General features: G+C 56.9%; 11 protein-coding genes. 2 read left to right on the top strand and 9 right to left on the bottom strand.

Annotated features, from left to right (window positions below; all coding sequences use genetic code 11):
- Window positions 1-111: 111 nt before the first annotated feature.
- Window positions 112-306 (bottom strand): hypothetical protein, encoded by a 195-nt coding sequence (locus AC3G2T_RS24525; protein ID WP_488437222.1) that lies wholly within the window; start codon window positions 304-306, stop codon window positions 112-114.
- Window positions 307-583: 277 nt separating this feature from the next.
- Between AC3G2T_RS24525 and AC3G2T_RS24520 the strand changes: the two genes are divergently transcribed.
- Window positions 584-1,057: a hypothetical protein gene (locus tag AC3G2T_RS24520; protein ID WP_488437221.1), complete on the top strand. Its 474-nt coding sequence runs from the start codon at window positions 584-586 to the stop codon at window positions 1,055-1,057.
- Window positions 1,058-1,233: 176 nt separating this feature from the next.
- Here AC3G2T_RS24520 and AC3G2T_RS24515 read toward each other — a convergent pair whose 3' ends face one another.
- The 4 genes from AC3G2T_RS24515 to AC3G2T_RS24500 are packed head-to-tail and all read right to left on the bottom strand — an operon-like array spanning window position 1,234 to window position 5,478.
- Window positions 1,234-2,049 (bottom strand): carbohydrate ABC transporter permease, encoded by an 816-nt coding sequence (locus AC3G2T_RS24515; protein ID WP_488437220.1) that lies wholly within the window; start codon window positions 2,047-2,049, stop codon window positions 1,234-1,236.
- A gap of 20 nt (window positions 2,050-2,069) precedes the next feature.
- A complete protein-coding gene (locus tag AC3G2T_RS24510; RefSeq protein WP_474683460.1) occupies window positions 2,070-2,945 on the bottom strand; it encodes a carbohydrate ABC transporter permease in 876 nt (291 codons plus the stop codon).
- A gap of 1 nt (window position 2,946) precedes the next feature.
- Entirely contained in the window at window positions 2,947-4,257 is a 1,311-nt protein-coding gene (locus AC3G2T_RS24505) for an ABC transporter substrate-binding protein (RefSeq protein ID WP_488437219.1), read from the bottom strand.
- Between the two features lie 36 nt (window positions 4,258-4,293).
- The gene (locus AC3G2T_RS24500) at window positions 4,294-5,478 is read right to left on the bottom strand and encodes an LLM class flavin-dependent oxidoreductase (RefSeq protein WP_488437218.1); all 1,185 of its coding nucleotides are present in this window, start codon (window positions 5,476-5,478) and stop codon (window positions 4,294-4,296) included.
- Window positions 5,479-5,768: 290 nt separating this feature from the next.
- On the opposite strand from AC3G2T_RS24500, the gene AC3G2T_RS24495 reads away from it, so the two are divergent.
- The gene (locus AC3G2T_RS24495; protein ID WP_488437217.1) at window positions 5,769-6,629 is read left to right on the top strand and encodes an AraC family transcriptional regulator; all 861 of its coding nucleotides are present in this window, start codon (window positions 5,769-5,771) and stop codon (window positions 6,627-6,629) included.
- A 623-nt stretch (window positions 6,630-7,252) separates the two neighbouring features.
- On the opposite strand, the gene AC3G2T_RS24490 is transcribed toward AC3G2T_RS24495, so the two are convergent.
- Genes AC3G2T_RS24490 through fucU form a run of 4 tightly spaced genes read right to left on the bottom strand, consistent with a single transcriptional unit; the run spans window position 7,253 to window position 11,693 of the window.
- Window positions 7,253-7,912 carry a class II aldolase/adducin family protein gene (locus tag AC3G2T_RS24490; RefSeq protein WP_488437216.1) on the bottom strand — a complete coding sequence of 220 codons (660 nt, stop codon included), beginning with the start codon at window positions 7,910-7,912 and terminating at the stop codon, window positions 7,253-7,255.
- A 6-nt stretch (window positions 7,913-7,918) separates the two neighbouring features.
- Complete coding sequence (locus tag AC3G2T_RS24485; RefSeq protein WP_488437215.1) at window positions 7,919-9,421, bottom strand: rhamnulokinase; 1,503 nt, start codon at window positions 9,419-9,421, stop codon at window positions 7,919-7,921.
- A 14-nt stretch (window positions 9,422-9,435) separates the two neighbouring features.
- Window positions 9,436-11,232, bottom strand: a complete 1,797-nt coding sequence (locus tag AC3G2T_RS24480; RefSeq protein WP_488437214.1) for an L-fucose isomerase — start codon at window positions 11,230-11,232, stop codon at window positions 9,436-9,438.
- A 35-nt stretch (window positions 11,233-11,267) separates the two neighbouring features.
- Window positions 11,268-11,693: an L-fucose mutarotase gene (gene fucU, locus AC3G2T_RS24475; RefSeq protein ID WP_488437213.1), complete on the bottom strand. Its 426-nt coding sequence runs from the start codon at window positions 11,691-11,693 to the stop codon at window positions 11,268-11,270.
- Window positions 11,694-11,803 lie beyond the last annotated feature (110 nt).

The raw sequence follows: 11,803 nt of genomic DNA, 5'->3' as shown, positions 1-11,803 counted from the left end.
ATAAAAAAAAGACAGACACCCCGTCATCGAGGAGTCTATCCGCTGAAACACATAGAAGTTATATATGCAAAAAGCAACTCCGCCCCCACACTCCGAGGCGCTGCCGCCGCTTTAAAACGAAACATCCGCAAATCCGCTACCCCCGCAGGCCGGACACACATTCGGCCATAGCAGCAAATCTTTGCCGCATGCAATGGGCTTGATTTCCGCTTGCTGCTGCCGTGTATCCGCCGAACCGTCTTTCTCCTCCAAATATCCATAACCTTGACCTTGACTTTGACCTTGACAAGCCGGGCATTCCATCATTATCCCTCCAGTAAAATGTTATACGCTACACTTGCGCCAAACCTTGTCGCTCACTGAAACAGGATCGCAACCCGCCTGGCGGGGCGCCGCTCGACCTCGGCAGCCGTTGAAAATGAGCGCCGGCACATGCTGCGGCCCCGCGCGGGCGTTGGCGAAGCGGCCGCTGAGCGGCTCGGCTTCACGTTAAACGGCAACTGGCTACGCGCCGGCTCACTTAGAGCAGCCTCCGGCACGAAAGCCTGCAAAAGTGCAGGCTTTTTCGACGAGAGCGGCTCGTTTGCCGGAAAAGCCTGCGATTGTGCAGGAATTCCCCGACATGATGGCCCAGAGCCGCAATTTGTCCCGAAATGCCTGCACATTTGCAGGTATTTTCCGAAATCAGACCTTCCGGGAGCAAAAAGATGCACTTTTGCAGGTTTTTCGTGCACGGTTGGATTTGCTTGTTAGCTTTCGGTTAAAAGTACCGCTGTTTAGCGCCGCCAATTATTATGGCACCGCTTTCAAATGCGGCATACAAAGCCAAACAGACCGGAGAAAGTGGATAAAACGCCGTTTCCCCGCATTCGTCGTGCTCCGTGCGGTCAGTGTTCTTTTGCTGCCGTTCCCCGTAGTAGTCAAACATTCGCTTGCCTGCCAATTTCCCAAATCGAGCATCCGTCGACGCCGCCAAACTTTTCATAAACTGCCTCTCCCTTCAATCGCTACTCACAATTATAATAATACATTAATCAATATTTTTTATATTATATAACTAAATAAAATTATTATACAACATTTATTTAACAAACTTTATTTTATATTAATAAAAACGGGCATAAAGCCGCTCGAATAAAACACGCAACAGTACTCACGACAAAAAGCAGGCACAGTACAACACAAAAAAGCAGGAGACGCCCCCGCCTCCCCGAGGCAGTGCATCTCCTGCTTTTATCCTTTTAACGACCCGGCCATGACCCCGGCGACGAAATGCCGCTGCAGCAGCAAAAACATAACGACCATCGGCGCGGCCGTAATGACGACTCCCGTCAGCAGCATCGGATAGTTCGTGACGTACTCGCCCCGGAACTGCAGCATCGCCAGCGGAAGCGTCAGCTTCGACTTGCCGTTCAACAGCAGCATCGGAATGAGCAAGTCGTTCCACACCATGACAAAGAGAAATGTCGCCGTAGCAGCCAGAGACGGCGCGGACAGCGGCAGCGCAATGCGCCGGTAAAGCGTCCATTCGCCCGCCCCGTCGATGCTCCCCGCCTCCATTGTTTCTTTGCCGAGAAGCTGCATGAATCCGCGCAGCATAAATACGGATAAAGGCATCAGCATCGCGGTGGAAACGAGGATCAGTCCGACTAAGGTGTCCGACCAGCCCATTTTATGGGCCAGCGCGTAGATCGGCAGCATGTTGACCTGTGACGGCACGATCAGTCCGGCCACGAACAGGGCGAAAATCGCAGTGCCGATTTTGCCGCCGAGCCGGAATATCGCGTACGCGATCAAACTGGCCAAAACGAGCTCCAGCAGCACCGTCCCCAAGGTCACGAAAGCGCTGTTCAAAAAGTACCGGCCGAGCGGCTGAGTCTTGAACATCGACGCGAAATTGTCCAAAGTAAGAGGCGCGGGCCAACCGAGCGGCTTGGCGAAAAAGTTTTGCGTCGTTTTGAAAGACGACATCAATACGAAGTACACAGGGGCGGCAATAAGCGCCGCATAGACAAGCAGTACGGCGCGGCCGAACCATTTTATGAGCATGGCGGGATCTTCCTCTTCACTTAATACGAAACCCGGTCCGCACGCAGCGCTTTAAACTGCAAAGCCGTCAGCGCGGACAGCAAAATCAGAAACAGAACCGACCCTGCGGATGCGGGTCCGAAAGCATAACCGGCAAACGCGGAGTGATAAATATACGTCGTCAAAATTTCCGTCGCATAGTTCGGCCCCCCGTCCGTCATCGTAAAAATGAGGTCAAAAGCTTTAAACGACTGAATCGTCGTATAGGCGACCACGATCGTCGCCGAAGGCGCCAGCAGCGGCCATGTGACACGGCGGAACACCTGCCACCTGCCGCCGCCGTCCATCCGGGCCGCTTCGTACAGCTCCTCCGGGATGCCGTGCAGACCGGCAACGAATACGATCATCATCTGCCCCGCATGCGCCCATACCTGCACCGCCGCAATCGAGTACAGGGCGATATGAACGCCTCCCGTCCAATTCTGGCTCCATGCGCCGAGCCCCGACTCCTGCAGCGCCACATTGATAAGCCCTATCGAGGGATCGTACATAAAAGACCAGATGAGGCCGACCGAGACGGACGAAAGAATCGCCGGAAAGAAATACAAAGCCCGGAGAAACACATTTATTTTGCCGTTTTTCGCGAGCAGCAGCGCAAGAACCAGCGAAAGCGCGGTCTGGCAGACGACGACGGCCAGCATGAATTTGACGTTGTTGAGCAGCGCTTTTTGAAACACGATGCTGTGCAGCGTATCCGCATAATTGCTCAGGCCGACAAGGCGATAGGACGGCGACACGCCGTCCCAATCGGTGAAGGAGTACAACAATCCCGTAACTGTCGGCCAGGCGAAAAGCGCCGCATAGAGCAGTGTGCCGGGAAGCAGAAACAGCCACAGCGTGTAACGGCCCCGCTTCATCTTATTTACCGATGTGCTGATCGACAATGGCCTGCGCTTCCTTAGCCGCATCTTGTGGCGATTTGCCGCTGAGCACCGCTTGAATGGAATTGGTCACAGCCTTTTGATTGTCCGCATTCGTAATCGTAAAACGCGGCTGGAAAAGCGTTTTTTTGCCGGCCCACCCGGTGGCGACCTGAAGCTCCGGACTGGAGTATTGAACGTCCTTGACCGTCACATTTTGCCCGGTTTCATTGGCGTATTGCCCGGCGATCTCTTTTTTGCTCAAAAATTCCACTAATTTCTTCGCTTCCTGCGGGTGTTTCGATTTGCTGTTCACGGCCAGCATAAACGTGCTCGTATGAATGCCTTCAAATTTGGCCTGATCGGCCGGCACGGTGATCGGAGCGAGCAGCTTTTGCTCCAGATTCGGGTTTTGCTTTTTGTTTTGCGCAAGCTGATAGGAGCCGCTGGCCAAAATCGCCGCTTTTTCCTGGATGAACAGCGCGCCGGCAGCCGCATCCTTCGTGCCCAGCGCGTTAGGCTGGAAGTAGCCTTTGTCGCTTAGTTCCTTGAACTGGCTGAGCGTCTTCACCCACCAATCGTCCGTAAGCTTCGCTTGCCCGGCTTCCACTTTGGTGAAAATATCCGTGCTCGGCTCGTTGTTCATCACCATCGCGTTCATGAACTGCCCGGGTCCGATATCCGCTCCGGCAAAGGCGATCGGGATGATTCCTTTGGATTTGAGCGTTTCGCAAAGCGCCAGGAAGCCTTCCCAGTCTTTGGGCGGGGTCAGGTTATATTTTTCAAACAGTTTTACATTGTAGATGGGATCGTTGTATACGAGCTGATACGGCACCGCAAGCTGTTTGCCGTCTTTTTTGCCCGCCTCGACAAGCGGTTCGTTGAAGCTCGCCAGCCACTTTTCGCCGGATAAATCCGTAAAAAGCCCCGCTTTCGCCAGCGCCTGGAACTGCGCCCCAGGAAAAGACGTAAATACGTCGCCCACAGAGCCGTCCGCCAATTTGGCCTGCGCGGTCGACTGATACTGGTCGGAAGGCATCGTCTGCATCTCAACCTTGATGTTCGGATTTTCCTGCTGGAACTTGTCGATGATGCCGTTCAGCGAATTGACATCCTCGCCGCGCCAATGGATGAAGCTGATCGTCACCGGCTTGCCGGAAGGAGCCGCCTCGGCGGCCGCCGGACCGGGAGAACCGCTGCCTCCCGCAGCAGCCGGGGATGACTGCGATGTGCCCGCGCTGCCGCAAGCCGTTAAAGCGGCCGCAAGCACAAGCGAAGTGATCGTCGTGCCAAACTGTCTATGTTTCATGGATAATGCCCCCTTGATCTTGTCATTGTTATCGGTTTACGTATGATGCGCGGTTTTTTGCCGCCATTTTTCCCGGAATACCGGCAGCACTTCCCTGCCGAAGTTGTCCGCTTCCTCCAGGTGAGGGTAGCCGGACAAAATAAACGTGGACACGCCAAGCTCGGCGTATTCAATCAAGCGGTCAGCCACCTGTTCGCCGGTGCCGACGATGAGAATGGCTCCGCCCGAACGGACGAGCGACAAGCCCGTCCACAGATTCGGCCCGACGACGAAACGTTCGTTCTTGGAAAGCTCGCGCAGCTCGTTCTGCCTCCGCTGGTTCGTCGCATCGGTTTGGGCGAAAGCCTCCTGCGCCTTGCGCGACGCCTCCGGCGACACTTTGCTGATGGACTCCCACGCCGCCGCCCACGCTTCCTCCTCGGTGTCGCGAATCAGCACTTGCGCCCTAAGCCCGTAGCGCAGCTGTCTGTCGATGCCGCTTTCCTCGCGGTATGCGGCCCGGATCGCTTCGATTTCGCGGATCTGCTCTCCGATCCAATCGTGCGGCTCCCCCCACATGAGATACGTATCGGCGTATTCGACCGCCGCCCTTTTGGCAATCGGCGAGCTGCCTCCCAGGTAAAAGGGCGGATGCGGCTTTTGCACCGTTTGCGGCGAACTGACGGGGCGGTTAAAGCGGTAGTACTTGCCTTGAAAAGGAGCCTGAGCAACCCGGGCATCGCCGGTGTCCGCACCGTGTTCCGCAAATTCCGAGGCCGCCAGACCGTCGGAATGCGTCCAGGCCTGGCGCATGACCTCCATATACTCGCCGGCCCGGACGTACCGCTCGTCATGTTCATGCGCCAGCGGATCGCCGAGCTCCTCCAGATCCTGCACCGAGCTGCCGGTGACGACGTTGATCATCGCCCGGCCGCCGGACAGTACATCCAGCGCCGCCGCCATGCGCGCCGCCAGCACGGGCGCTACGAGCCCCGGGCGCACCGCGACAAGCGGGCGCAGCGTCCGCGTATGGCTCATTACGGCGGAGCCGACCACCCAGGCGTCCAGACAAGCGCCCCCCGTCGGAATTAAAGCAAACTCAAAGCCGGACCGTTCCGCCGTTTGCGCTACCTGAATCAAATAATCGATCGTCGCTTCCCGCTCGGGGGCGACACCCACGTACCGGCCGTCTCCGGACGTCGGCAAAAACCAGCCGAATTGAATATCGTCATGAATGCTCATCTCAGGCTCTCCTGTCGAATGGATTATTTTAATTATTCCCATGCACTTAATTGGATATAAAAGCGATAAAAACGACAATGAGCGCTCATTGCCGGTTCTCCAGCTGTCTGGTCGATACCCCACAAACTTAGTGGGATTTATTCGTATTTGTATCATAGCAGTGATATTCCTCACAGGTCAATGTCATTTCGCGTTCTTCTTTATTTGTCATTTTGTGGGTTCCATCGTGTATAATCAAAATAATCGTTTCTCATTCGAAAAAGAAAACATGGTAAAAAGAGGTGTGCCGCATGAGAGTCCCAATGCGCGAGGATCATCATGAATATTTGGAAATCTACTTTTTTACGCCTTCCGAATTCGAAAAATCCGGCTCCGCCTGGCCGATCCGCCTCGGGCACAACATCGCCAAGCCGAACTATCATATCGGGCCCAGGACGACTCCCTACTATTATCTGATCTTCGTCTTGGACGGCCAGGGCACGTTCATTCAAAACAACCAAACGTACCGGCTCGGCAAAAACGATGTGTTTTGCTTGTTCCCGCAAGTGACCCACGAATATTTCACCGATGCCGACGACCCGCTGCGCAAAATTTTTGTCGCCTTCGACGGCCAACAAGCGCTTCATCTGCTGGGACGCGCCGGGCTCAGACCGCAATCGCCGCACATTTCCGGCATGTCCACCGGGAAAGCGATCGAGCTGATGCGGGAATTTATCCGTCTGGTCAGCGGCCCGGAACACAGCCATTCGGACATGGCAAGACTTATTCAGTTTCTGCGCGTATTCGATGAACTTGCCGGACGCGCCTCCCCTGCCGCTGCCGGCGACAGCCGTCCGGTGTCCTGGGTGCAAAAAGGGCTCGAATACATGCAGATCCATTACGCGGAAGGCATCACGGTCGAGCGCGTCTCCGAGTACGTCGGCGTGGAGCGCACGCATTTTACCAAACAGTTCACCAAAACGTTCGGCATCACGCCGATCCGCTACATCCAGCAGCTGAAAATGGAAGAAGCCAAGCTGCTGCTGGCGCAAACCGCCTATACGCTGACGGAAATCGCGCAGTCCGTAGGCTACCCCGACCTGTTCTCGTTCTCGAAAGCGTTCAAAAAGTTCACCGGCGTATCGCCCAAGCTTTACCGGCAGCGGCAATAACCGGAGAGGCTGTAAACGGAACGCGCAAAAGCCGGGGCATGCGAAAAAACCGGGCACCTTTTGGGATCGGCGGCCCGGCCCGGTAAATTGAAACCAAAAAACCGCCCGGAAAAGGCGATTAATTCAATTTCTCACTTAGTCGATTTACAATTCCCCCCACCACTAACCTTCGCTTGGGAATATGTGGAAAATATGCGATAGTCAGCCTGTTGAATAACCCCCACGTTAGAGGAAATAGCTTTAAACTGTCCGGCTGTACGCAGAAAACCTGCAAAAATACATGAATTTGCGGCCTTAATCACTGTCCACGAACAATTCCTGCAAAAGTGCAGGCTTTTCCAGCGAACGCATGGACTTATACTCACTTTCAGCGAAAATTCCTGCACTTTTGCATGTTTTTCACCAAAATGGGCCAATTCCAGAAGAAAAGCCTGCACTTTCGCAGGTTTTCTCCCTAGCAAGTGGTCGACCGACCGCCGTCATGCAGCTTTCGCACCGCGCGCTGGGAGCTGCGCGTGGTGCGAAAGCTGCTTCCTGCCCAGTTGTGCAGCTCCACGACCTGAACCGGGGGAGGCGCGCGCCCAGAAGCCTCCCCTAGCCCTCAATGAATGTCGCAAGCGCAGCTATTTCATATTTTGCAAAAGCTGAACGCGGTACGCCTCGCTTTCCAGCCCCTGGATTTCCTTGTACTCTTCCTCCGTCAACCGTCTCGGCTGACCGACCGATTTGGCGATCAGGTACACCTTCGCGCTCTCTTCCATCACCTCGGTGCGGTAGTACGCTTCGCGCAAGTTTTTGCCCGTTGTCACGAGCCCGTGGTTGTTGAGCAAAATCGCGCTGTAGGCGTCGGCTTTGGCCGCCACCAGATTCGCCAGCTTATCCGTCGTCGGCACGACGTAGGGGACAAAAGCGACATCCCCTACAAGCGCCGCCTGGTCGGGAAACAGCATCGGCAGCTCGTTGTCGACGAGCGTCAGGGCAATGCAGTAAGCCGGATGCGTGTGCACGATCGCCCGGATGTCCGGGTTCGCCCGGTAGCAAAACAGGTGCAGCAGCACCTCGGAAGAAGGGCGGAACGAAGCGTCCAAAATGTCCCCTGTCGCAATGTTGACCGGCACCCACTGCTCCGGTTCGATATCTTCGAGCGCGAAGCCGCTGGGCGAGAGGTACATCACATCCTCGTACCTCGCGCTGATGTTGCCGCCCGGCCCGACGACCAGCCCTTTGGCCACGCTTTTGCGCGCATATTTCGTTAGTTCTTCTCTCGTCTTCCTCTCTGACATGTCGCCTCAGCCCCTTCGCGCTTTCTGTTCGATAACCCGCCTGTAAGTCTCGTAAGCGTCCTGCCACTCATCCTGATGCTGCGGAACAAACGTCTCCGGAGGAAACGAATCCAACACGACCTGCCGGATGTCCTCTAGGCTGCGCACCTCGCCGTGCGCTTTGGCCTGCATCATGACGTTGCCGACGGCCGTAGCTTCAACCGGACCCGCGATGACCGTTTTCCCGGTAATATCGGCGGTTAGCCGGCAAAGCAGGCGGTTCTGTATGCCTCCGCCGACGATATGAATGCAGGTCGGCTTCCTGCCGGTGAGCAGCTCGAGTTCATCCAGCGTCTGCCTGAACTTCATGGCCAGACTTTCGACGACGCAGCGGATCAGCTCGGACTTCGTCTGCGGCACGGTCTGCGCGGTTTGCGCGCAAAAGCTGCGGATGCGGTCCGACATGCCGCCCGGGGCGAGAAATACCGGGTCCTCGGGGTCGACGTAGCTTTGCCGCCCGCGCTCCCGCTTCGCCATTTCCTGCATCTCGGCGTAGGTGAGCGGCTCGCCCTCCTGCTCCCACTGCCTTCTGCATTCCTGCAGCAGCCAGAGGCCCATGATGTTTTTGAGCAGGCGGATTTTCCCTTCCGCTCCGCCCTCGTTGGTGAAGCCGAGGCGCAAACTGTCCGCGGTTAAAATCGGCTCGTCGATTTCCACGCCCATGAGCGACCAGGTGCCGCAGCTTATAAAAGCGTAGCCGTCCTGCAGCGACGGAATCGACACGACGGCCGACGCCGTATCGTGGGAAGCGGTCGCAACGACGGGGAACGGTGTCAGCTGCAATTCTTCGGTGATTTCCTTGCGCAAAGCTCCTTCGGGTGTACCGGGCATCACGATGTGCGCCAGCAGGGAGACGGGAATCCCCAGCCGCCCAAGCAATTCTTCATCCCATTGTCTGCGGACGGGGTCCAGCAGCCCGGTCGTGCTGGCGATCGTGTATTCCGCAGAACGCTCACCGGATAAAAAAAAGCGGAACAAATCCGGCATGAGCAGCAGCTTGACGCCATCCTCCCGGGCAGCGGGTGAGCGCTCCTTCGACCAGGCGTACAGCTGAAAAATCGTATTAAATGATAACGGCTGAATGCCTGTTCGCCGGTAAAGCTCCGCTGCGGGCAGGACGGGCAGCAGCTCCTCCATCGCCCGTTGATTGCGCGCATCCCTGTAATGGTAGGGATTCCCAAACAACCTGCCCTTGCCGTCCACGAACCCGTAATCGACGCCCCACGTATCTACGGCGATCGACGCCGGACTGCCGGAGGCGTGCTGCTTGAAAGCATGAATCCCTTTTTTACATTCGTGAAAAAGCCGGAGAAAATCCCAGTACAGGCTGCCCCCGAGCTGTACCGGCTCATTAGCGAAGCGGTGAATGTCTTCGACGCTCAGCTTCGCACCGTCCCACCGCCCCAAAATCGTCCTGCCGCTGCCGGCGCCGAAATCGACGGCCAGCATATTCAAGCTTTGGTTCCCCATCGAAGCTCACCTCGTTATTTGTACAGCGGCCCGAATGTGCTGCAAGCCCGGAAATCGGCGCTTTCCTTGTCAAGCGTGCCGAAGCTGCTCCATACGCGCGGGCGGAAAATGCGCTTCTCGGCCACATTGTGCATCGAGACGGGAATGCGCAAAATGGCGGCCAGCGTGATCAGATCGGCGCCGATATGCCCGAAGCTGATCGCTCCGTGGTTCGAGCCCCAGTTATCCATCACCGAGTACACATCCGTGAACGAGCCGCTGCCGGTCAAAATCGGCGCAAACCACGTCGTCGGCCACGTCGAATCGGTGCGCAGGTCGAGCGTGTCGTGCACGTCCTCCGGCAGTACGACCGTATAGCCTTCCGCCAGTTGAAGCACCGGCCCGAGTCCCTTGACCAGATTGATCCGGGACATCGTCACAGGCATGCCGCCGCGGGTCAGGAAATCCGTCGAGTAACCGCCGCCGCGGAAATATTCGACGGCCGCAGGCCGCCACGACGTAGCTTGCAGACAGCGCTCCGCTTCCTCGTCGGTAATTTCCCAGTAAGGCTTCATCGCCGGCTTGCCGTCCCGCGACTGCTCGCCCGTTCCGTCCAGCGCGGCAGGGCCGGAGTTGATCAAATGCAGGATGCCGTCCTTCGCGGTGCCCGTCAGCGTATGCCCGGTCACGCGCTTCACCGCGTCGGGACTCCAGTACGTTCTGACGTCGGCGAAAATTTGCGCCGTGTTCGTCAGCAAATGGCCGAACAGCATCGCCACGCCGTTCAGGCTGTCATTTTCCGTCGCGACCAAATAAGGCGCGCGCTTGCCGTTCCAGTCAAACGACGTGTTCAGCACCGCTTCGAGGAAGTCGCCGTTCGGGAAGTGGTCGGTCCACTGGCGCTGGCCCTGGAAGCCGGACAAAATCGCGTTATGTCCGAGCGCCTCTTCGCCGAACCCAAGCCCCGCCAGCTTCGGATTGCCGGCCATCAGGTCGCGGACGATCAGCGTCATTTTCACGACGGTTTCCCAGTCGCGGTCTTTTTTCTCGCGGGTCGTGCGAATTTCGGGCGGGTTGTTGTCCGGGCCTTCCTTGCAGTTTTCTTTGACCCAGCTCAGCGCAAGCTCATACTCCTGCGGGTCGAAAATCTCTTCATCGATGCGGCGCACGAGCTCCGACATATCGACATATTCGTTGCGCATGCCGAGATAATTCTGGAACAGCTCCTCGTTCACGATGGAGCCGGCGATGCCCATCGATACGGAGCCGACGGACAAATACGATTTGCCCTTCATGTACGCGGCCGCAAGGCCCGCCCTGGCAAATCGGATCAGCTTCTCCCGCACGTCCTGCGGAATATCCGTCGTTCCGGCGTCCTGCACGTCCTCGCCATAGATGCCGAACGCGGGAATGCCTTTCTGCGCATGGCCGGACAGCACCGCGGCCAAATAAACCGCACCAGGGCGCTCGGTGCCGTTGAAGCCCCAGATCGCCTTCGGCGTCGACGGGTCCATGTCCATCGTCTCCGTGCCGTAGCACCAGCAGGGCGTCACGGTGATGGACACGCCGACTCCGCTCCTGGCGAACTTCTCCGCTGCCGCCGCAGCCTCGGCGACGCCGCCGATGCACGTATCGGCGATGACGCATTCCACAGGCTCGCCGTTCGGATATTTCAGCGTCTCTCCGAGCAGCGCTGCAACCGCTTTCGCCATATTCATCGTCTGGGCCTCCAGCGATTCGCGCACCCCTTTTCTTCTGCCGTCAATCGTCGGCCTGATGCCGATTTTCGGAAAGCCTTGCCTCCATCTGTAATCCGGGTTTGCATGTGCCATACTTGCAGCCTCCTTAGAGTTATCGATAATCCTGATCAACCGGAAATAACGCCTTTTTTCAAAATAATGTTGGCATATAAAGCGCTTTCGCTTGTAGCCGCAATCGCATACGCCCGCTTCGCCCGCTCATAGAACGCGAAGCGCTCCACCTGCTCAATGGCCGGCTGCGCGTGCTTGCCGATGATCTCCCGATACGCGTCCCAAATCGGTGTCTCCACGGGGTCGCCCGGAACAACCTGCATAAGCGCTACAGGGTACTCGCTGTACGTGTCGAGCGGGAACAAGGCGAGAATCGCCTCCAGCAGCTCGGGAACCCCGTGTCCGTCGCAGCGCAGCAGCCGCTTCGCATGGCTGGCCGCGGGAAAATTCCCGTCCGCGATCACAATTTCGTCTCCATGCCCCATCTCCATCAACACTTTGAGCAGTTCGGGAGAAAGGATGGAAGGTATACCTTTTAACATATTCGACGCCTCCTCAATTCATTCATGTTACCGATAACTCAAAATTAGCAGCGAAACGGCTTGCTGTCAATGGTTTTCTTTTATACAATAGACGAATAGTATGCGACGGA

This window comes from Paenibacillus sp. sgz302191, from assembly GCF_057749925.1.
The sequence above is the reverse complement of the archived record's forward strand: the minus strand, read 5'-3'. Positions and strand labels throughout refer to the sequence as shown.

Excerpts from the sequence above, each read along its gene's own strand:
- AC3G2T_RS24500 (WP_488437218.1), bottom strand. The coding sequence starts at position 5,478 with ATGAGCATTCATGACGATATTCAATTCGGCTGGTTTTTGCCGACGTCC.
- AC3G2T_RS24515 (WP_488437220.1), bottom strand. The coding sequence starts at position 2,049 with ATGCTCATAAAATGGTTCGGCCGCGCCGTACTGCTTGTCTATGCGGCG.
- AC3G2T_RS24525 (WP_488437222.1), bottom strand. The coding sequence starts at position 306 with ATGATGGAATGCCCGGCTTGTCAAGGTCAAAGTCAAGGTCAAGGTTAT.
- AC3G2T_RS24510 (WP_474683460.1), bottom strand. The coding sequence starts at position 2,945 with ATGAAGCGGGGCCGTTACACGCTGTGGCTGTTTCTGCTTCCCGGCACA.
- AC3G2T_RS24495 (WP_488437217.1), top strand. The coding sequence starts at position 5,769 with ATGAGAGTCCCAATGCGCGAGGATCATCATGAATATTTGGAAATCTAC.
- AC3G2T_RS24480 (WP_488437214.1), bottom strand. The coding sequence starts at position 11,232 with ATGGCACATGCAAACCCGGATTACAGATGGAGGCAAGGCTTTCCGAAA.
- fucU (WP_488437213.1), bottom strand. The coding sequence starts at position 11,693 with ATGTTAAAAGGTATACCTTCCATCCTTTCTCCCGAACTGCTCAAAGTG.
- AC3G2T_RS24485 (WP_488437215.1), bottom strand. The coding sequence starts at position 9,421 with ATGGGGAACCAAAGCTTGAATATGCTGGCCGTCGATTTCGGCGCCGGC.
- AC3G2T_RS24505 (WP_488437219.1), bottom strand. The coding sequence starts at position 4,257 with ATGAAACATAGACAGTTTGGCACGACGATCACTTCGCTTGTGCTTGCG.
- AC3G2T_RS24490 (WP_488437216.1), bottom strand. The coding sequence starts at position 7,912 with ATGTCAGAGAGGAAGACGAGAGAAGAACTAACGAAATATGCGCGCAAA.